Source organism: Streptococcus sanguinis, from assembly GCF_020729725.1.
Lineage (GTDB): Bacteria > Bacillota > Bacilli > Lactobacillales > Streptococcaceae > Streptococcus > Streptococcus sanguinis_V.
The window spans coordinates 192,371-212,095 of sequence record NZ_JAJEPA010000021.1 but is presented as its reverse complement, the minus strand read 5'-3'; the positions used below and the strand labels follow the sequence as shown (position 1 = coordinate 212,095).

The following is a 19,725-nucleotide window of genomic DNA, read 5'->3' as shown; positions in this document are numbered from 1 at the left end:
AGAGTCCTCCTTCTTACTTACTTTTTCTTTTTCTGTGCTTTTTTCAGGGCACGTTTCTTTTTCTGTTCCAATTGACGCTCTGACCGTTCCTTGGCTTCCCGCTCGGCAATGATTTTAAAAGGATTGCTCAGCAGCAAGGTCTGAACCACCTGATAAGCATTTGAGACTGCCCAGTAGAGGGCCACCCCACTCGCTGCATAGAGGGCAAAAAAGAAAATCACAACTGGCATTAGGTACATCATGACTGTCATCCCGCCATTTCTCTCAGGCAAAGCTTTGTTTGAAAGCCACGTACTGAAGAAAGTGAAGAGAGCCGCCAACAGCGGAAGAATAAAGGTCGGATCTGTCGCTCCTAGATTGAGCCAGAGGAAGTGACCTGTCTTCATAAAATCAACTCGAGTCAGGGCTTGAAACAGAGCCAAGAGCACTGGCATCTGGATAAAGAGCGGAATGAATGAGGCATAAGGATTGACACCCTTTTCTTTGTAGAGCTTTTGAGTTTCCTCAGCCAAGGCTGTTCTGCTCTCCATGTCCTTGCCAGGATACTTTTCCTGCAGCTGCTTGATATGGGGCTGTACTTCCTGCAGCTTGCGCGAAGAAGTGGTCTGGAATTGGAAGACAGGCAGGAGAACTGTCCGGATAATCAAGGTAAAGAGAATAATCCCAATCCCCTTGCTTCCACCAAAGGATAGAAAACGAATGGTGTCCGCAAAGAAATAAACCAGCTTCTCCCAAAAGCCATTTGAATCGGCCGTTACTTGACTGGTTCCGCAGGCTGTGAGAAAGAGCAGCGAGGCAACCAGCAAAATCCCTAATTTACTTTTCTGTTTCACAAATGAATCCTTCCTGATAAAGTTTAGCAATCTTTAATACATGCAATAAATTTTGTTCAACTTGGTGGTAGTCCAACTCTTCCACTCCTTTACGAGCGATAACTACGAAGTCTGCCTGGACTAGCTGTTTCTGATACTGCATCAAGACATGGCGGATTTTTCTTTTGATACGATTACGAACTACTGCATTCCCCAGCTTTTTACTGACGGAAATTCCTACTCGAAAATGCTTTTGCTCTTTTTCTAACATGTAAACGACAAATTTTCGATTAGCAAAACTCTGTCCGCTTTTAAAAATCGCATTAAAATCTTTTTCGCTCTTGACGCGATAGTTTTTTCTCAAAACTCAACTCCATCCACCAAAATTATATCTATTATACCATATTTTTCGAAAATGCCAATAAGAGCCGCTATGACGCTGTTTTTGCAAATATTTAAAAGGTTGATTCAGCAAAAAAACACCGCAATTCCCTTGCGGTGTTCCCTATATCTTATTTCTTTTTCAGCTGTTTCTTCGCTCTTTCCAACTCCTGACAGATCTGTGCAAATCCCGTACCGCCAAGGGAATCCCGCTTTTGTACAGCGGTCTGCGACTCAAGCGCTTGATAAATATCTTCCTCAATCAGCGACGACACTTCCTGATAGCGGCTCAGCGGAATATCCTGTAGATAATAGCCTGCCTTGCTGCATTCCAGCACCAACTTTCCGACAATCTCATGGGCTTCTCGGAAAGGCAGTCCTTTTTTGGCCAGATAGTCAGCTAATTCTGTCGCATTGGAGAAATCCTGCTGAGTTGAAACCAGCATTTTTTCTTTGTTTACTGTCATACTAGACAGCATACCCGCCATAATATCCAGCGACTTCTGGATAGTATCTACTGTATCGAACATGCCTTCCTTGTCTTCCTGCAGGTCCTTATTATAGGCCAAGGGCAGGGATTTCATAACCGTCAGAAGACTGAATAGATGGCCATAAACCCGGCCGCTCTTACCCCGAATCAGCTCCGCCATGTCCGGATTTTTCTTTTGCGGCATGATGGAAGAGCCAGTGCTAAAGGTGTCTGACAGGCTGACAAAGCCATATTCATAGCTGCACCAATTAATCAGCTCCTCGCAGAGACGAGACAGATGCATGATGAGAATGCTGCTGTTAGATAGAAATTCTAAGATAAAGTCCCGATCACTGACCGCATCCAAGGAATTGTGGTAAATACCTTTGAAGCCCAATAAATCAGCTGTCAACTCTCGGTCAATCGGAAATGTTGTCCCCGCCAGAGCCGCTGCTCCTAAAGGAGACAAATCCGTATGCTCCAGATTAAAGGCAAAGCGCTGACTATCCCGGCTGAACATCTGATAATAGGCCAGCAGATGATGGGCAAAGCTAATCGGCTGGGCATGCTGAAGATGGGTATAGCCTGGCATAATAGTCTCTACATGCTCCTCAGCCAAGTCCAGCAGCACCTGGCGCAAATTCAAGAGTTTATACGCAATCTGACCGAGCTGATCCTTGAGATAAAGGTGCATATCTGTCGCCACCTGGTCATTACGAGAGCGAGCCGTATGAAGCTTGCCAGCTACTGGCCCAATCTCCTCAGTCAGAAGAGCCTCCATATTCATATGAATATCTTCATTACGCACATCAAACTCAAGCTCTCCAGCCTCATAACGTGCTAACAGCTTTTCTAAGCCTGCCTGAATAGCAGCTGCTTCCTCTGGAGCAATGATTCCTGTCTGCCCCAGCATTTTGACATGGGCTAGGCTCCCCTCTAGATCATAAGGAGCCAGACGATAGTCAAATCCGATGCTGGCACCAAACTCTTCTACCCAGCCTTCCAGAGAGGCTTCAAAACGTCCGCCCCACAGTTTATGATTCGCCATAGGAAAGCCCCTTTCTATTTGTCTTTGTGAGCCTGGACCTCTGCGTGAACCTTAGACGGAAGACCCCATAGCTTAATAAAGCCAATTGCGGCATCCTGATCAAAAGTATCTGCACTAGTATAGGTAGCCAGACTTTCGTCGTAGAGAGAATTGTCAGACTTACGCGCTACGACTGTCGCAGTTCCCTTATAAAGCTTCACCTTAGCTGTACCATTGACCACCTGCTGAGTGGACTTGAGATAGGCAATCAGAGCTTCTGTCGCTGGATTAAACCAGAGACCATTGTAGATGAGATTAGACAGCTCATTTTCGATAATCGGTTTGAAATGAGCCAATTCTCTGACTAGAGTCAAATCCTCGATTTCCTTGTGGGCAGCCAAGAGAGTCACCGCCCCAGGGCATTCATAGATTTCCCGAGACTTAATCCCTACCAGACGATTTTCCACATGGTCAATTCGTCCAACACCGTGTTGTCCAGCTAAGTCATTCAGCTCAAGAATCAAGTCCGCCAGCTTCATCTTTTTACCATCTAAAGCAATTGGCACACCCGCCTCAAAGTCAATATTTACATAGACTGGGCTGTCTGGCGCTGCTTCTGGCGCAACCGTCAAATCATAGGCATCTTCCGGGGCTTCATTCCAAGGGTTTTCCAAGACTCCGCACTCATTGGCTCGTCCCCAAAGGTTTTGATCGACTGAGTAAGGACTATCCAGATCTGCAGGAATTGGCACACCATTAGCTTTAGCATAATTAATTTCTTCTTCCCGAGACCATTTCCACTCCCGAACCGGAGCGATGACCTTGAGACTGGGATCCAAGGAGGCGATAGCAACTTCAAAACGAACCTGATCGTTTCCTTTTCCCGTACAGCCATGGGCAATGGTTGTCGCCCCCGTCTTGTGGGCAATTTCAACCAATTTCTTAGAAATCAAAGGTCGGCTCAGAGCGGACACTAGAGGATATTTTCGTTCGTAGAAGGTGTGTCCTTGCAGAGCAACCAAGACGTAGTCTTCCGCAAACTCGTCTTTAACATCAATAACATGTGATTCGATAGCGCCTACTTTCAGCGCCTTGTCATGAATGAAATCCAAATCATTTCCTTCACCTACGTCCATACAGACCGCGATCACATCATAATCCTTGTTCAGCCAAGTAATGGCCACCGAAGTGTCCAAGCCGCCGGAATATGCTAAAATGACTTTCTCTTTAACCATATGATTACCTCTATCCTTCTACATTTTATTTTTAAACATTCTACTGTATGAAAATGCGAATGTCAAGAGGAATTTTAATATTTATTAAAATAAAAACGTTTTATCAATTTTTATTCAGAATCAATATATTATATACTGAACTCAAAATAAGAAAAAAAGAGTCTGTCAAGACTCCTTATTTTACGCGGTAAAAAACATCGGGATGTTCGGAAACGCTTTGAGTGATGATGAAGCGATCTTGACTGGTATCAGTCGGATCTGTTCCATTGACAGTCTCCCCAGCTGGCAGGCTCTTTCCTGCTGGAATTATAAGAAAGGCAGCACCGGTTTGGTTTTTCCAACGAATCCCTGCTCGGTAAATCCCATTTTCATCTGGCCCAGAGTAATCTCCCGTCTCAAGCTTGGCAACATCCGACTCGATACCAGACTCATCGAAAGTATAGCTGTTCCCTTTGGCATCCTGCCAAGTACCAATCATGCTGGAAAAATCTCCAGAAGCAATAGCCTTCATATCCAAACTAGAAGTTATTGCAGCCTCTTTCTCTCCTTTGCTAGTTTCCTTGGTAGACTTTTCAGCTTCAGTTTCCGAATTCTGCTGAGAGCCTGTATCAGAAGTTTCCTGATTGTCCGCTTGACCATCAAGTTCGCTCGAATTGGCCCCTCTTTCAGACTTTTTAGAAGATGCGGAGCTAGTTGAACTTGCTTTAGAACTATTGGAAGCAGGATTCGACTGCTCTTTCTTTTGGTTACAGGTTACTAACACGAGTAAGGCTACTAGTGCTCCAACCAAGATAATGATCCATTTTTTCATTTTTCTCTCCTTAAAGGATTTTCTTATTACAAGTGTGACATAAAAACAAAAATTTGCAAAGTAAAAACCAGCTTTCAAGCTGGTTTGTCTTATTGAATTTGATTCAGCATGTTTTCGATATGCTGGATGGATTTTTCACGGCCTAATAGGTAAATCGTATCTGGCAGTTCTGGTCCATGCATTTCACCCGAAACGGCAATCCGAATCGGCATAAAGAGGTTTTTGCCCTTGATTCCTGTCTCTTTTTGGACAGCCTTGATTTGAGGGAAGATGTTTTCTGTCACAAAATCTGCATCCGACATAGCTTCTAGCTTTTCCTTGAAAGCTGTCAACACGGTCGGTACCGTTTCACCAGCCATGACCTCACGCTCCGCATCTGTCAACTCTGGGAAGTCCGCAAAGAAGAGGTCTGTCAGCGGCACAATTTCATCTACAGACTTCATTTGTGGTTTGTAGAGCTCTACAAGCTTTTCTGCCTTATCGGTCAAACGGCCCGCTTCTTCCAAATATGGCTTAGCTAGAGCGAAAATTGTGTCAAAATCCGCATTCTTGATGTATTCGTTGTTCATCCAGTCCAGCTTCTTCTGGTCAAAGGCAGCTGGGGACTTGCTGAGACGTTTTTCATCAAAAAGCTCGATCAATTCTTGGCGAGAGAAAATCTCATGCTCACCGCCAGGATTCCAGCCCAGCAGTGCAATAAAGTTAAAGACTGCTTCTGGCAGGTAGCCCTTCTTGCGATAATCCTCGATAAACTGCAAGGTATTGGTATCGCGCTTGGACAGTTTCTTGCCAGTTTCAGAGTTGATAATTAAGGTCATATGACCAAATTCTGGAGCTTCCCAGCCGAGAGCTTCATAAACCATGAGCTGCTTAGGTGTGTTAGCAATGTGGTCATCCCCCCGAATAACGTGCGAAATTTCCATCAAATGGTCATCAATAACCACAGCAAAGTTGTAGGTTGGGTAGCCGTCTTTCTTCTGGATCACCCAGTCACCACCGATATTGCCGCCTTCAAACTCAATTTCACCCTTGACCATGTCAGTCCACTTGTAGACACCAGCTTCATTGACAGCCAGACGAACCGTCGGAATGATGCCCGCTGCTTCGCGCTCAGCGATATAGGCTGCCTTTTCTTCCTCTGACATGCCTAGAAACTCATTGATATAACGCGGTGTTTCACCAGCTGCTTCCTGGCGTTCGCGTTCGGCCGCTAATTCTTCCTCAGTCACATAGGACTTGTAAGCCAAGCCCTTATCCAAGAGTTCATTGACATATTTTTGGTAAATATCCAAGCGCTCAGACTGGCGGTAGTTTTCGTGAGTCTCAGGACTTTCATCCCAGTCAATACCCAACCAGCGTAAATTTTCAAGCTGTGAGCGTTCTCCGTCTTCTACATGGCGCTTGCGGTCTGTATCCTCGATACGGATAATGAAGGTTCCACCATAGTGACGAGCATAGAGATAGTTAAAGAGCGCAGTCCGCGCATTTCCGATGTGTAAAAGTCCAGTCGGACTTGGTGCATAACGCACTCGAATCGCTTTTGTCAAAGTTCCATTCTCCTATTTGTATTTCGGGGAATCATTCCCACTCCGATTTTCAAACGTAATCATTATATCATACTCTGAGGGCAGAATACGACTTTACAGTCTATTTTTACGACAGGCGCTCTTCCAGCTGGAAGTCGATAGGAAGCCAGGCCAGCACATTCTCCAGCTGCTTTTCCCAGTAATACCACTCATGCTTACCTGGACTGTGGCTGTACGTAATATCCAAGCCTAAGTCTTGCAGGTTTTTCACTGCCTCCTGATTGGCCTTGTAGAGAAAATCTTCTTCGCCACACCATGCCCAAAGCTTGGTTTTTTTGTCAGATTGCTTGGCTATACTTTCCAGAGAGTGAGGACTGCTGGTCCAGTCTTTATAGTCTCCGAAAACTCCTCGCCAATAGGCTGGCGTTGCCATTTCTGCATTATCTGGACGAGCATCAAGAAAACTCAAAGCCCCAGAAAGACTAGCCGCGTATGAAAAGCGGTTAGACTTGAGAGCCAGCTTAAAGGCTCCGTATCCGCCCATGGAAAGACCAGCGATAAAATTCTTCTCCCGCTTATCCGACATATTTGGGAAAAAACGCTTGAGCACCCGAGGCAGCTCCTCAGCGATGGCTTCGTAATAGTTAAAGCCGTACTGAGTATTGGTGTACCAGCCATTGCTGGTATTAGGCATGACAACAATCAAGTTGGTCGAGCGAACCAGACGCTCTATATTTGAGCGCTTGAGCCAGCTATTGTGATTCCCGTTCATACCATGAAGCAGATACAAAACAGGAATGTCCTTATCATCCGGCTTGTCCACACGAGCTGCATCTGGATAGAGGACATTGACGCCCCATTCCATCTCCAAAGCCTCAGAATAATACTCTATTTTCATCACTGCCATTCGCATTTCTCCTTCTATCTTTCTGACAAGAAAAAGCCGAAACCCGACTTTTCTTGTATTTGTGTTCAGATTTTTACCGCACTTCCATAACAACCGGCAAAATAGCTGGGCGACGCTTGGTTTGGTCAAAGAGATATTTGGCCAGACTGTCACGGACAGCACCCTTCAGCTCACCCCAGTCAAAGCTATCCTGCGCCAGATAGTCTTCCACGGTTTTATTGATAATGTCAGAGCTTTCACGCAAAATATCTCTGCTCTTCTTGACATAGACAAATCCACGGGTGTGTACTTTAGCCTTGGAAATGATTTTCTTTTCCTTACGGTTAACTGTGAGTGCTACGATGAAAATACCATCTTCAGACAAGACCTTGCGGTCGCGCAGGACGATATTACCCACATCGCCAATCGCATTTCCATCAATCATGACATCTCCAGCTGATACTGCACCAGCCGGCACAAAATCACCATGGTCGTATTCCATAATGCTGCCCCGCTTAGGAATGAAGATATTTTCCGGCAGCATACCAACTTCCATGGCAGCCTTGGCATGAGCATCCAGTCCGCGGTACTCACCCTGAATAGGGAAGAGGTACTTAGGCTGCAGCAGGTTAATCATGAGCTGCAAATCACGCGCATTTGCGTGACCCGAAACCCGCAGGTTTTGGGTAATCAACTTGACAATGCCACCCGCCTGATAAATCATATTTTCCACGCGAGCCACGACCGCTTCCTTGGCAATAGACGGCGTCGTTACGATGTAAATCAAATCACCTTCCTTGATTTCCACATAGCGGTGGCGGCCGATTGACATCTTGCGCAGACCATTGATAGGCTCACCCATTCGGCCAGTCTCCAAGATAATCAATTCATGATCTTCAAACTTAGACATTTCCTTGGGCTTGATCAAGAGGCGTTCGTCCACCAAGGACAACTTCTTGAGGCGGATAGCCGTACGAACGATGTTTTCAACATCAAAGCCTGTCAAAACCACTCGGCGGCCAGTCTCTGCAGCTGCATCAAAGACCTGCTGGATACGAGATAAGTTGCTGGCAACCGCCGCAACAATCACACGACCATCCCAGTCAGCAATGGTATCTTCGATTTCCTTGCCGACCTCGCTCTCACTAGCCACCTGAACAGTGCTGTCGGCATTGGCTGAATCACTGAGCAAGGCCAGAACACCCTCGCGGCCAATCTCAGCCAGACGGCCAAAGTCTGTCGCATAGGACGGACTGGCTGACTGGTCAAACTTGAAATCACCTGTATAAACGATACTGCCTTTTCTGGTCTTGATGACAACTCCCAAACTCTCAGGAATCGAGTGAGTCGTCCGGAAGAAGGAAACCACGGTTTTGCCAAATTCAATCTCGGTATTTTCATCAATCACATGGAAATCATTGAACTTCTTAACCGCATCGTTGTTTTTAACAAAAAGCTTAGCCAGCTCAATCGTCAATTCTGATCCGAAAACGGGCACCTTAGCATCTGCCAGAAGATTAGGCAGAGCACCAATCGCATCCGCGTGCCCGTGTGTCAGAAAGACACCGGCAATCCGCTTCTTGTTTTCAAACAAATAGTCCATGTTGGGAACAACATAATCCACGCCCAACTGCTCATTTTCTGGGTACTTCAGCCCAACATCCAATACAAAAATGGAATCATCCACTTCGGCAACGTAGAGATTTTTTCCATTTTCACGTACGCCGCCCAAAGCAATCAGTTTAATATTGCTCTTGCTCATTTTTTCTCCTATTCAATTTTCAGAACCTCACTTTTATCAAAGATTCTTTATTTTATTACTAACGGTCCTTGGCTAGCCAAGTCGAATTACAGTCTTGCAAACCAAAGGTTCGCATATCCAACCCATTATAGCATTTTTTCATGTTTTTTCAAAGTCAAGCGTGCCTTCTTAGCGCCCGTGGCTACAAAAACGACCTCTAGCTTTACTCGGCTAGAGGTCTGGTTTACTTCGCTGGTATGAGAGCAATCAGTTCATCCAAGGTGTAACTGAATAACAATTTTTTGATTTATTGTTTTTATTATTTTTTATAAACTTTTAATTCCTTCAACCGCTAATGATTTTCTTTTTATCTTAGCATTGGAAATCTCTATAACATAATAAAGCACTATTGATTGAATTCTCGAAGTTTGAAAACCATCTAAAAGCTTCTACTTTCTATACTATCGTTACAATCAGGCAAGCTAAGCAGGCCTGTCTGACAATTCAACCAATATGTCAAGTAAAGCAACTACTTATGTATTACAAACAACTATACCAACAAAGTAAACTTAAAAGCGAATGAATTTGGTTTCCTTTCTTTCTATTTCCTTAACACTATTATAGTACTCTATTCAGATATTTGCAAGCGTTTACAACCAAGAAATTTAAAAACTTTTTAGCTAAAAAGAAGTCAAGCAAAAAAAGAAAGGAGACCTTAAAATGATCTCCTTTAAACTCTAGATAATTTTTATCAGTGACTATAGCTAACAAAGACTTTTTATAAGGAAAATCAACTATTGGTCTTATTTATCGTCTTTTTTAACCATATTTTTAACGCCTTCGATTGCGCCTTCAACGGCATCTTTGGCATCTACTGCAACTTCTTTAACTTTAGAAACTACTTTTTCAGCAGCTCCTTCTTTTTCTGTTTTTTTATCACCAGTTAATTTGCCTAGGCCTTCTTTAACAGAACCTTTAGCTTGGTTGAATTTTTCTTCTGTAGACATAATTGATACCTCCGTTATTAGTTTCAATTTTTAAAGCAATGAAAGAATATAAGAATTCCTAAACTTAGTTAGAGAATTAACGAACGCGAGCTTTTTCATTTGATGCAGCGTCTTTAACAGCCTCTACACCATCGCCAACTTTTTCTTGAACAGCTGAGAAACCACCGCTAATGCCAGATTTTGCTTTTTCGAACTGCTCTGAAGCAAATTCGCCTGTTGATTCAGCAACATCTGTCACTCGGTCTTGAAGGCTTACTGAATCCGCTTCGTGTTGTTCTTTTGTTTTAATATCAACAACATTGACATTTACTTCAACAACTTCCAAATCAGTCATCTTAGAAACTTCTTCTGCAACGACTTTCTTGATTTCTTTGTATAAAGCAGGAACATTCTTTTGATATTCTGCAACCACATTCAGGTCAACAGCGACTTGTTCTTTACCAACTTCAACATTGACACCATGAGTGACATTGTCAGAGTTGACCAATTTATCTTTTATGTTAGAGAAGAAGCCGCCGTCAACAGCCAGCAAACCTGAAACTTTCTCTAAAGAGAGACCGATAATTTTTTGAATGACCTTATCATCATAAGTCAATTCACCTTTTACTTCATGAGCTGCTTGAGCAACTTCTTTTTTAGCAACATCTTTAACATCTTTATTTGACATGTTAAACTCCTTTATTCTTATTTAAATATATTTTTGTTTTGAATATAATATCCGATTCCTGCCCCTAGAGTAGCGCAAATCAAGACAAATAGAGTCTTAAAGAAGCCAAAGGATAGGATAAAACATGCTAGAATAATGCCTGCTAATCCAGACAAGATTGGATATTGATATTTTTTAAACCATTCCATTTTTTACTTCCTTACTTTACACGACTAGTAGTTTTTTTAGCCGCTTCTTTTGGCTTGAAGTCTGAGACAGAGATTTTAAGCTTGACATTATGATTGATTCCGAAGAATTCTGTCAATCCAGACGCAATTTCTTCTTGAATCAACTGACTTCTCTTAATGATGTTTTCCGAAGGAACGATTGCCCCTTTAACAGAAACCATGCATTTGTTTTTACGGCTATTTACTGAAACTGTAGGATCTTTAATTAAACCGTGTTCTGTTAACAGACTACGAACAAACCCTTCAATCGCTGAATTTTTCAGCATCAGTTTCCCATCCGCATCAGCTAGCTGAATTTCCAAACGTCTCTTAGGATAAAAAACTATCACTAACATTAGTAGTAAGATTAAGCTTGCTAAAACCACAGTGCCCCAGAAAACATACCTAGAAAGATAGTAGCCCACAAAAGGAATCTGCTTCCACGTGAATAACTTCCAACTAAATAACTGGAGCCCCAGACCGCTGACTTTATGAAAGTCTAGCAAAACAGGAATCAAAATTGTCAAGATTAAAATACAGAAAATAAGGGAAAGTATTTTTCTTGATTTTGACATATTGAATCCTCACATCATTAAATTTTAAATTGTATGTTGAAAGTAAAAAGACAATTTATGCATTTTTACCTACAAAAAATGATACAACAGCTACTACAATAACTGCACCAATGATAGAAGGAAGCAAGGCCATACCAGCCAAACTAGGACCCCAAGTTCCCAAAAGTGACTGACCGACAGCAGAACCAACTAAACCTGCAACAACGTTTGCAATAACACCCATTGAGCCGCCTTTTTTAGTGATTGATCCAGCAATAAGACCAATAACACCTCCAACAATAATAGACCAAAGCATATTGATTCTCCTTTCTAATTTTTTCTAAATCAAAATTGTTTAATAATATTTTTTACTATTATTTTTTGATTAACATAATTATATAATTTTCCAACTTGGAAACATAATAATTCAACTTGGTTTTCTTTCCGTTTATCTGTACTATAGATACGCAAAGATAAGAATTCCTTGTTCTATAGGCTTTTATCAGCATTTTTAGATATATTTTAGAGTTGTTAAACGAGGTTAAATGCATAAAATATGGTATAATTGCCTGATAATAAAAACACTATATAAAGAAAGATAATATTTTAATGCGAGAATTACTATCTAAAAAGAGCCACAGGCAATTAGAACTATTAGAACTACTATTTAAAAATAAACGCTGGTTTCATATTTCTGAACTGGCTGAACTATTGAATTGTACAGAACGTTCAGTAAAAGATGATTTATCCCATGTCAAGTCTGCGTTTCCTCAATTGATTTTTCACTCGTCCACTAATGGCATACGTATCATTAATACCGATGATAGTGATATTGAGATGGTGTATCACCATTTTTTTAAGCACTCAACCCATTTTTCAATTTTAGAATTCATCTTCTTTAACGAAGGATATGAAACTGAGAGTCTTTGTAAAGAGTTTTATATAAGCTCTTCCTCACTCTATCGTATAATCAGTCATATTAACAAAATTATAAAAAAACAATATAATTTCAAAATTAGTCTCAATCCTGCTCGGATTATTGAAGATGAGATTGATATCCGTTATTTTTTTGCACAATATTTTTCGGAAAAATATTATTTTCTTGAATGGCCCTTTACAGATTTTTCAGTAGAACCTTTGTGTAAGCTGTTAGCACTGGTCTATAAAGAAACTGCATTCCCTGTCAATTTCGCAACTCAACGAATGTTAAAATTGCTCCTCGTTACAAATTTATATCGAATAAAGTTTGGTCATTTCTTAGAAGTTGAGAAAGATTCTTTTAACAATCAATTGTTAGAATCTTTCATGCAGGCAGAAGGAATCGAAGACATTGTAGCAAGCTTTGATTCTGAATACCATATCTCTTTGAATAAAGAAGTGATAGGCCAACTATTTGTCTCCTATTTTCAAAAAATGTTTTTCATTGATGAAAATCTATTTATGAGCTGCGCAAAAACAGACAGCTATGTAAAAAATTCGTATCAATTATTAAGTGATTTAATTGATCAGATAGAAAGCAAATATAATCTAAAAATAGACAATAATGACAATCTTATTTGGCATTTGCATAATACAGCACATCTGCACCGTCAGGAACTATCTACAGAATTTATTCTGTTTGATCAAAAAGGGAATACAATCAAGAACTTTCAAAATATTTTCCCTCAATTTGTTTCAGATATTAAAAAAGGGATTGAACACTACCTAGAGACTTTGGATATCCATAGCACACCAATGAAAGTCAACCACCTATCCTATACTTTTATCACTCACAGCAAACATTTAGTGCTGAACCTTTTACAAAATCAGCCCAAATTAAAAGTTTTAGTCATGAGTAATTTTGATCAGTATCATGCAAGATCGGTAGCAGAGACACTTTCTTATTATTGCAGTAATAATTTTGAACTTGAAGTTTGGAATAAATTAGAACTATCAATTGATTCTTTAAAAGAATCACCTTACGATATCATCATTTCTAATTTTATTATTCCACCCATTGAGAACAAGAGACTGATCTATTCCAATAATATTAATACGGTCGCACTCATCTCCTTACTTAACGCAATGATGTTTATTCGATTAGATGAGTGATTTAGACTATTTTGATAACAAAAAAACCGCAATCTAGCGGTTTTTATTAATCTATGAGTGCCTTTTGAACATTAATTGTCTAACTTTGTGGGAGCAGTACATTATTTAGTACATATTCTTTTTCTTGTTTTTACAAAACTCTGAGAAAGCCTATTCAAACAAGCCATAGTAGTCTGCGATGGTCATCTTGGCTTTCGCGTCTTTGTTTAAGTCCTGAATAATCTGCCCATCTTTCATGACGATTAGTCGGTTACCGTATTTGAGGGCATCCTCCATGTGATGAGTAATCATAAGGGCTGTGAGGCGGTCACGACTGACAAACTCATTGGTCAGCTCCATCAAGGCTACACTGGTCTTAGGATCCAGCGCTGCAGTATGCTCATCCAGAAGCAAAAGCTCTGGGCGCTTGAGCGTTGCCATGAGCAGACTCAAGGCCTGTCTTTGCCCGCCAGAAAGAAATTCAATCGGTGTATCCAGATGTTTGTCCAGACCATTACCGATTTTCTCAATCGTCGCCTGAAACTCTTCCCTGTAGCTGTTGAGTCCACGGGGCACCAAGCCACGCTTTTCGCCTCGGAATTTGGCAATGAGAAGATTTTCCGCCACTGTCATCCGCGGAGCCGTTCCCATCTTAGGATCCTGAAAGACACGGGACAGGTACTTGGCCCGCTTTTCTGGTGAAAAATGAGTGACATTTTCCCCCAAGATATGAATGCTGCCGCTGGTTAGGGGGAGAGTTCCGGCAATGACATTGAACAGGGTTGACTTTCCTGCACCGTTTCCACCTAAAATTGTAATAAAATCATGCTCGTGAATGTCTAAAGAAACATCATTTAGGATGATTTTTTCTTCATCAAAGCCGCTCTTTACAAGCTTGGTTGCATTTCTTAATTCTACAATCGCTGTCATTTGCTTAACTTGGCTCCTTTAAAGAATTTATTTTTCAGGGTTGGAATCATGAGACAGACGGCCAGAATCACCGCGCTGTAAAGACGGAGATAGTTGGTATTGAAGCCGAGAGCAATGACACCCCAGATCAAGAACTGATAGGCAATCGCACCAACTACAATGGTAATCAGCCGCTCTGCCAAGGTCAGACTCCGGAAGAGTACCTCGCCAATGATAAGACTGGCCAGACCAACTACGATTACTCCAATCCCGCGGGAAACATCTGCATAGCCTTCCTGCTGGGCAATCAGCGCTCCAGCCAGAGCAATCAAGCCGTTTGATAGAATCAGTCCCATCAACTCCATACGGCCAGTATTGATCCCAAAACTGCGAGCCATGTCCGGATTATCTCCAGTCGCGATATAAGCCTGCCCTAGCTTAGTATCCAAGAAAAAGAGCAGGGCTGCAATCACTAGGCTGACAAAAATCAAACCAGTCAAGAGGTCATTGACTTCCCCTGAAAAGGGCAGAATATCCTGAATTTTACTGCTGCCTAAAAGCCCCAGATTGGCACGGCCCATCAGCATCAGCATGATAGAGTGGCAGGAGGTCATGACCAAAATCCCAGAAAGCAAGGTCGGAATTTTCCCCTTGGTATAGAGCAGACCTGTCACTGCACCCGCAGCACAGCCTGCTAAAACGGCCGCTGCTGTTGCCAGAAAAGGATTGACTCCTTTGGTAATCAAGGTAACAGCCACCGCCCCGCCCAAGGGGAAGGAGCCTTCTGTCGTCATATCAGGAAAGCCCAGAATCCGGAAGGTCATAAAAATACCTAGACCTAAAATGGCCCAAACCAATCCCTGAGAAATAATGGAAAGAATCATAACATTGTCCTAACTAATTAAAATCGTTTCTCTATTTTAACATAAAAAAGGAGCCAATTTCAATGCCAATGCGCAGACAAAGAAATTGACTTCCCAACTATTCCTCAACAACTGTCATTCGACCAGTATCTACATCATAAACCGCGCCTGAGATTTTTACATCAGCTGGGATTAGCGGTGACTGCCGCAGCAAGGCCATATCCTCACGCACACTTTCCTCTACATCTGTAAAAGGTAAAAAGTCCTGATCACTGACATCGACACCTAGCTCTTTATGAAGATAGGCCGTAAACTCCTCATTCTTAAAAGTCTGTGCCCCGCAGTCTGTATGATGCAAAACCACGATTTCCCGCGTTCCTAGCTGCTGCTGAGAGATGACCAGCGAGCGAATCATGTCCTCCGTCACCCGACCGCCAGCATTGCGCAAAATATGAGCGTCTCCAAGCGCTAGACCCAGAGCCTGAGCCACGTGAAGCCTAGAGTCCATGCAGGTCACAATAGCTACCTTGGTCTTGGGATTGATGGGCAGATGTGCTGTCCCATGCAGATCAACATAAGCTTTATTGGCCTTCATAAAGTTTTCAAAATATGACATTTTGACTCCTGACTAATTATATTATTTGATGTTCAAACGAATTAACTTTATCATACTAGGTTTTGGCTTTAGAACTTCCCTAACTTCAAAAAAGAGAGAACCTATATGAACTGCTCTCTGTGCTAGCTTTTATCACCCACTACAGTTGACAAAGAGCCGTGAGTTATAACTTCTTAAAGTAGCGAGCAACGGGCCATTGTTCAAAACCAAAGTTCTCATAGGTTTTACGAGCCGGTGCATGACCTAGATCACCACCCGTCTCAACCATGACCATTTCCATTCCTTTTTGTTTAATCTGATCACAAGCATAGGTCATGAGCGCTTTTCCAATACCTTGACGCTGATATCTTGGAGCAACAGCTAGGATATAAATCTCACCCATCTTATCCTCAGGGTGCAAGCGAATGTGAATCCATCCGACTAATTCTTCCTCCAGAAAAGCTAACCAGGCAAACTGACTCTCTTCATTTAAGACTGCTGTTAGATCATTGATTTGCCTTTTTTCCCACCCTTGAGGATAAAAATTATCATAAACAAACTTAGGAACTCCTTTTTCCATTTTTGGAAAAACTGGAGACCAAGCTTGAATTGATAATTCTAAAACAGCCTCTTTATCCAATTTCTGATAAGGTTTTATAGTAATTGTCACTTTATTCTCCTAACGTTTCTTTAATCCGCCAAAAATGCCACGAACGAGTTCGCATCCGATGGTGCTAACAGCTAAATCATAAAGGCGGCCGTTGCCTTTTCAAGGCTTGATTGGCCTTCATAAAGTTTTCAAAATATGACATTCTTTCCCCTTGCTGGTACTTTGATATTCAAATAATTTTATATTATCTTACCATCTTTTCTGCAATTTGTCAGTTCTCGACTTTGTTACAAAAAATAGGACAGGTAAATCCAGCATCTAATCTGGTCTTCTGTCCTAGTTTTCTTTCTTATGAGCTTCTTGGGATATACTTGCTGAGTAAACCTGCAAAGGTTTGAAGATTAAGACTTTGTACATAGACTTCACCAGTACCTTGGAAGGTGTTGACCACTCCTTCACCCGTTCCGATAGACTGCCAGAAGCCATTTTCCAGATGGATATTATAGTTCAAAGACTGGCTCCAAGCTACTACATGGGCATTGTCAATAGTCACTTCTTGGTTATGAAGCTCAATTTTCTTAATAGAGCCAAAGGCATTAGCCAAAAGAGTGCCCTGACCTTGAGTTGTCATAACGAAGAGACCGCCTTGACCTCCAAAGATTGCCTTGCCGACAGACTGACGCTCCATGGTATAGTAAGCCGTACCATCAAGAGCCAGAAAGGCGCCGTCATTAAGTCGATATTGCTTTTCACCTAGCTGAAGAGGAATGACTTGCCCAGGAGCATCTGGCGCCAAAGCAAGATAGCCATTATCAGACTGGGAAACAGCCTGGGTAATGAAGGTACTTTCACCAGAAACCATCGAACGCCCTACAGCCTTGACAAAACGTCCCAAGCCAGAACCGCTTGCATTGAGCTGGGTATTCAGGGTTACATTCGGCGTGTGGTAGACCATGCTGCCACGCTGGATAAAGACGGTTTCTCCTTGATTGAGCGACAACTCAACCAAAGGAAACTGCATATTACTGTCCATAGAAAATCGCATAAGAAATGCCTCCTTCTTATTATGACTTGATTATAACATTTTCCTACATTTTGAACAAAGGAAAACTGAAGCATCAAAAAAGAAGAGACTGCCTGAGTCTCTCCTAGAAATTTTCAAGAATTATCAATGTGTAGATGTGGACGAAGAACATTTGCAAAGGTTTCAATATTGAGACTTTGGATGTAAATTTCCCCAGTTCCATAGAAGGTATTAACCACTCCTTCACCAGTCCCCATGGACTGCCAGAAACCATTTTCTAAATGAATATCATATTCCAGCTCTCGACTCCATGCTACTACGTGGGCATTGTCAATCGTTATCCTATCATTATGTAGCTCGACCTTTTGAATCGAGCCAAAGGAATTTACCAAGAGTGTCCCCTGACCTTGGGTACTCATCACATAAAAGCCCCCTTGGCCACCAAAGAGAGCGCGACCTACCGACTGCGTCTCCAAAGTATAAGAGGCAGAGCCATCCATAGCCAGAAAAGCCCCATCATTAAGGCGGTATTGCTGTTCCAGAGCAACAATCTGACCAGGTACATTAGGCGCTAAGGCTAGACGACCATTATTTGATTGAGCAGTTGCTTCAGTGATAAACACTCCTTCGCCAGAAGCCATAGAACGGCCCACAGCTTGGATTGCCTTGCCAAAGATTGATTGAGACTCTGCATTCACTTTAGCATTTAAGACAACGTTGGGAGTGTGGTATATCATGCTCCCAGTCTGAATACGAACAGACTCTGATGCATCTAAGGCAATCTCCGCCAAGGGAAATTGAGCATTATTGGTAATAGAAACATTCATACGATGATCTACCATGGTTGATTATCCTCCTAAAAAGTCTAGAAAAGCAACTTATAGATGTTTTCCAGACAAATCCTAATTTTTCTAGCAATATTATAGCACGCACAACAACTTTTCGCAATACTACTTTAATCAAGAAAATACTTTCTTTAAGACTTCCCCAATCGTCGTCACACCAATAACTTGGATATTGTCTGAAACTTTGAGGCCGTTCAGAGAGTTTTTAGGAGCGTAGACTTTAGTGAAGCCCAGCTTTGCTGCTTCGTTGATGCGCTGCTCGATGCGATTAACCCGGCGAATTTCTCCAGTCAGGCCAATTTCACCAATAAAGCACTCTTGGGGATTGGTAGGTAAATCCTTGTAGCTGGAGGCAATGGCTACCGCTACTGCTAAATCAATGGCTGGTTCATCTAGCTTGACACCACCAGCAGACTTGAGGTAGGCATCTTGATTTTGCAGGAGGAGCCCTGCCCGTTTTTCTAGAACCGCCATGATAAGGCTGGCTCGGTTAAAGTCCAGTCCAGTCGTGGTTCGCTTGGCATTGCCGAACATGGTCGGTGTCACCAAAGCCTGCACCTCTGCCAAAATCGGCCGCGTCCCTTCCATAGTCACGACAATTGAAGATCCTGTTGCCCCATCCAGACGCTCTTCCAGAAAGACTTCACTGGGGTTGATAACCTCAACTAACCCGCCAGATTGCATCTCAAAAATACCAATCTCATTGGTAGAGCCAAAACGGTTCTTGACTGCTCTCAAGATACGGAAAGTATGCTGACGTTCACCCTCAAAATAAAGCACGGTGTCCACCATGTGCTCCAAAGTTCGAGGACCAGCTAAGGTTCCTTCCTTGGTCATGTGACCAACGATAAAGGTCGCAATATTATTGGTCTTGGCCAGCTGCATGAGCTCAGCTGTCACCTCTCGAACCTGAGAAACAGAGCCTTGGACACTGGAAATTTCCGGCGACATAACTGTCTGAATGGAGTCAATAATCAGAAAATCTGGCTTGATCTTTTCAATCTCTGTGCGGATATTTTGCATATTGGTCTCGGCGTAGAGATAAAATTCACTGTCAATATCACCGAGGCGTTCCGCCCGCAGCTTAATCTGCTCAGCTGATTCCTCCCCGCTGACATAGAGAACGGTGCCCTGATGAGAAAGCTGAGTGGACACCTGCAATAGCAGGGTGGACTTCCCGATACCAGGATCTCCACCAATCAGAACCAGACTGCCAGGCACGACTCCACCACCCAGCACACGGTTGAACTCATCCATTTCCGTCTTGGTCCTATTGACATCAATCGAAGTGACCTCAGCCAGCTTCATGGGCCGAGTCTTTTCACCTGTCAAGGAAACACGGCCATGCTTGACCTCAGCAGCCTCTACTTCCTCAACAAAAGAAGACCAAGAGCCACAGTTAGGACAGCGACCTAGATACTTGGGCGAATGATATTCACAATTTTGACAGACAAAGGTCGTTTTTTTCTTAGCGATGGTGATTCTCC

At 42.5% G+C, this 19,725-nt stretch carries 21 protein-coding genes; 1 reads left to right on the top strand and 20 read right to left on the bottom strand.

Features of this window, described 5'->3' with window-relative positions:
* Positions 1–17: 17 nt before the first annotated feature.
* The 13 genes from K4I03_RS11205 to K4I03_RS11145 form a co-directional block, all read right to left on the bottom strand.
* On the bottom strand, positions 18–833 hold the full coding sequence (locus K4I03_RS11205) for a YidC/Oxa1 family membrane protein insertase (RefSeq protein ID WP_048773897.1): 816 nt from the start codon (positions 831–833) through the stop codon (positions 18–20).
* Positions 817–1,176 carry a ribonuclease P protein component gene (gene rnpA / locus K4I03_RS11200; protein ID WP_227965381.1) on the bottom strand — a complete coding sequence of 120 codons (360 nt, stop codon included), beginning with the start codon at positions 1,174–1,176 and terminating at the stop codon, positions 817–819. The genes K4I03_RS11205 and rnpA overlap by 17 nt, the downstream gene beginning before the upstream one ends.
* 148 nt (positions 1,177–1,324) lie before the next feature.
* Positions 1,325–2,710, bottom strand: coding sequence for an argininosuccinate lyase (argH, locus tag K4I03_RS11195; protein ID WP_227965379.1), 1,386 nt, complete (start codon positions 2,708–2,710; stop codon positions 1,325–1,327).
* A 14-nt stretch (positions 2,711–2,724) separates the two neighbouring features.
* The gene (locus K4I03_RS11190; RefSeq protein WP_168956459.1) at positions 2,725–3,924 is read right to left on the bottom strand and encodes an argininosuccinate synthase; all 1,200 of its coding nucleotides are present in this window, start codon (positions 3,922–3,924) and stop codon (positions 2,725–2,727) included.
* A 175-nt stretch (positions 3,925–4,099) separates the two neighbouring features.
* The gene (locus tag K4I03_RS11185; RefSeq protein ID WP_227965377.1) at positions 4,100–4,735 is read right to left on the bottom strand and encodes a DUF6287 domain-containing protein; all 636 of its coding nucleotides are present in this window, start codon (positions 4,733–4,735) and stop codon (positions 4,100–4,102) included.
* 89 nt (positions 4,736–4,824) lie between these two features.
* Entirely contained in the window at positions 4,825–6,282 is a 1,458-nt protein-coding gene (gene gltX / locus K4I03_RS11180) for a glutamate--tRNA ligase (RefSeq protein WP_002916599.1), read from the bottom strand.
* Positions 6,283–6,388: 106 nt separating this feature from the next.
* Positions 6,389–7,168, bottom strand: a complete 780-nt coding sequence (locus tag K4I03_RS11175) for an alpha/beta hydrolase (protein WP_227965375.1) — start codon at positions 7,166–7,168, stop codon at positions 6,389–6,391.
* A 73-nt stretch (positions 7,169–7,241) separates the two neighbouring features.
* Positions 7,242–8,909, bottom strand: a complete 1,668-nt coding sequence (locus K4I03_RS11170) for a ribonuclease J (RefSeq protein WP_002916602.1) — start codon at positions 8,907–8,909, stop codon at positions 7,242–7,244.
* 782 nt (positions 8,910–9,691) lie between these two features.
* A complete protein-coding gene (locus K4I03_RS11165) occupies positions 9,692–9,895 on the bottom strand; it encodes a CsbD family protein (protein WP_002899152.1) in 204 nt (67 codons plus the stop codon).
* Positions 9,896–9,971: 76 nt separating this feature from the next.
* Positions 9,972–10,562, bottom strand: coding sequence for an Asp23/Gls24 family envelope stress response protein (locus tag K4I03_RS11160; RefSeq protein WP_002902153.1), 591 nt, complete (start codon positions 10,560–10,562; stop codon positions 9,972–9,974).
* 17 nt (positions 10,563–10,579) lie between these two features.
* Positions 10,580–10,750 (bottom strand): DUF2273 domain-containing protein, encoded by a 171-nt coding sequence (locus tag K4I03_RS11155; RefSeq protein ID WP_002899156.1) that lies wholly within the window; start codon positions 10,748–10,750, stop codon positions 10,580–10,582.
* An 11-nt stretch (positions 10,751–10,761) separates the two neighbouring features.
* A complete protein-coding gene (gene amaP, locus K4I03_RS11150) occupies positions 10,762–11,343 on the bottom strand; it encodes an alkaline shock response membrane anchor protein AmaP (protein WP_002899157.1) in 582 nt (193 codons plus the stop codon).
* Between the two features lie 55 nt (positions 11,344–11,398).
* Positions 11,399–11,638, bottom strand: coding sequence for a GlsB/YeaQ/YmgE family stress response membrane protein (locus K4I03_RS11145; RefSeq protein WP_002920347.1), 240 nt, complete (start codon positions 11,636–11,638; stop codon positions 11,399–11,401).
* Between the two features lie 293 nt (positions 11,639–11,931).
* Between K4I03_RS11145 and K4I03_RS11140 the strand changes: the two genes are divergently transcribed.
* Positions 11,932–13,413 (top strand): M protein trans-acting positive regulator PRD domain-containing protein, encoded by a 1,482-nt coding sequence (locus K4I03_RS11140; protein WP_227965373.1) that lies wholly within the window; start codon positions 11,932–11,934, stop codon positions 13,411–13,413.
* A gap of 150 nt (positions 13,414–13,563) precedes the next feature.
* Here K4I03_RS11140 and K4I03_RS11135 read toward each other — a convergent pair whose 3' ends face one another.
* From K4I03_RS11135 to radA, 7 genes are all read right to left on the bottom strand, one after another.
* Positions 13,564–14,322: an ABC transporter ATP-binding protein gene (locus K4I03_RS11135; protein WP_227965370.1), complete on the bottom strand. Its 759-nt coding sequence runs from the start codon at positions 14,320–14,322 to the stop codon at positions 13,564–13,566.
* Entirely contained in the window at positions 14,319–15,185 is an 867-nt protein-coding gene (locus K4I03_RS11130) for an ABC transporter permease (protein WP_227965368.1), read from the bottom strand. The genes K4I03_RS11135 and K4I03_RS11130 overlap by 4 nt, the downstream gene beginning before the upstream one ends.
* Positions 15,186–15,282: 97 nt before the next feature.
* Positions 15,283–15,780: a beta-class carbonic anhydrase gene (locus tag K4I03_RS11125; protein ID WP_002922537.1), complete on the bottom strand. Its 498-nt coding sequence runs from the start codon at positions 15,778–15,780 to the stop codon at positions 15,283–15,285.
* A gap of 163 nt (positions 15,781–15,943) precedes the next feature.
* Positions 15,944–16,429 (bottom strand): GNAT family N-acetyltransferase, encoded by a 486-nt coding sequence (locus K4I03_RS11120; protein ID WP_002893940.1) that lies wholly within the window; start codon positions 16,427–16,429, stop codon positions 15,944–15,946.
* Between the two features lie 289 nt (positions 16,430–16,718).
* Positions 16,719–17,414: a TIGR00266 family protein gene (locus K4I03_RS11115; RefSeq protein ID WP_227965360.1), complete on the bottom strand. Its 696-nt coding sequence runs from the start codon at positions 17,412–17,414 to the stop codon at positions 16,719–16,721.
* 113 nt (positions 17,415–17,527) lie between these two features.
* Positions 17,528–18,235, bottom strand: a complete 708-nt coding sequence (locus tag K4I03_RS11110; RefSeq protein ID WP_227965358.1) for a TIGR00266 family protein — start codon at positions 18,233–18,235, stop codon at positions 17,528–17,530.
* Positions 18,236–18,352: 117 nt separating this feature from the next.
* Positions 18,353–19,720 (bottom strand): DNA repair protein RadA, encoded by a 1,368-nt coding sequence (gene radA / locus K4I03_RS11105; RefSeq protein WP_227965577.1) that lies wholly within the window; start codon positions 19,718–19,720, stop codon positions 18,353–18,355.
* Between the last annotated feature and the right edge of the window lie 5 nt (positions 19,721–19,725).

Coding starts and splice junctions, on each gene's coding strand:
- K4I03_RS11185 (WP_227965377.1), bottom strand. CDS start 4,735: ATGAAAAAATGGATCATTATCTTGGTTGGAGCACTAGTAGCCTTACTC.
- K4I03_RS11135 (WP_227965370.1), bottom strand. CDS start 14,322: ATGACAGCGATTGTAGAATTAAGAAATGCAACCAAGCTTGTAAAGAGC.
- K4I03_RS11160 (WP_002902153.1), bottom strand. CDS start 10,562: ATGTCAAATAAAGATGTTAAAGATGTTGCTAAAAAAGAAGTTGCTCAA.
- K4I03_RS11125 (WP_002922537.1), bottom strand. CDS start 15,780: ATGTCATATTTTGAAAACTTTATGAAGGCCAATAAAGCTTATGTTGAT.
- K4I03_RS11110 (WP_227965358.1), bottom strand. CDS start 18,235: ATGGTAGATCATCGTATGAATGTTTCTATTACCAATAATGCTCAATTT.
- K4I03_RS11145 (WP_002920347.1), bottom strand. CDS start 11,638: ATGCTTTGGTCTATTATTGTTGGAGGTGTTATTGGTCTTATTGCTGGA.
- K4I03_RS11190 (WP_168956459.1), bottom strand. CDS start 3,924: ATGGTTAAAGAGAAAGTCATTTTAGCATATTCCGGCGGCTTGGACACT.
- amaP (WP_002899157.1), bottom strand. CDS start 11,343: ATGTCAAAATCAAGAAAAATACTTTCCCTTATTTTCTGTATTTTAATC.
- K4I03_RS11155 (WP_002899156.1), bottom strand. CDS start 10,750: ATGGAATGGTTTAAAAAATATCAATATCCAATCTTGTCTGGATTAGCA.
- K4I03_RS11165 (WP_002899152.1), bottom strand. CDS start 9,895: ATGTCTACAGAAGAAAAATTCAACCAAGCTAAAGGTTCTGTTAAAGAA.
- K4I03_RS11130 (WP_227965368.1), bottom strand. CDS start 15,185: ATGATTCTTTCCATTATTTCTCAGGGATTGGTTTGGGCCATTTTAGGT.
- K4I03_RS11175 (WP_227965375.1), bottom strand. CDS start 7,168: ATGGCAGTGATGAAAATAGAGTATTATTCTGAGGCTTTGGAGATGGAA.
- K4I03_RS11115 (WP_227965360.1), bottom strand. CDS start 17,414: ATGCGATTTTCTATGGACAGTAATATGCAGTTTCCTTTGGTTGAGTTG.
- K4I03_RS11140 (WP_227965373.1), top strand. CDS start 11,932: ATGCGAGAATTACTATCTAAAAAGAGCCACAGGCAATTAGAACTATTA.
- K4I03_RS11170 (WP_002916602.1), bottom strand. CDS start 8,909: ATGAGCAAGAGCAATATTAAACTGATTGCTTTGGGCGGCGTACGTGAA.
- argH (WP_227965379.1), bottom strand. CDS start 2,710: ATGGCGAATCATAAACTGTGGGGCGGACGTTTTGAAGCCTCTCTGGAA.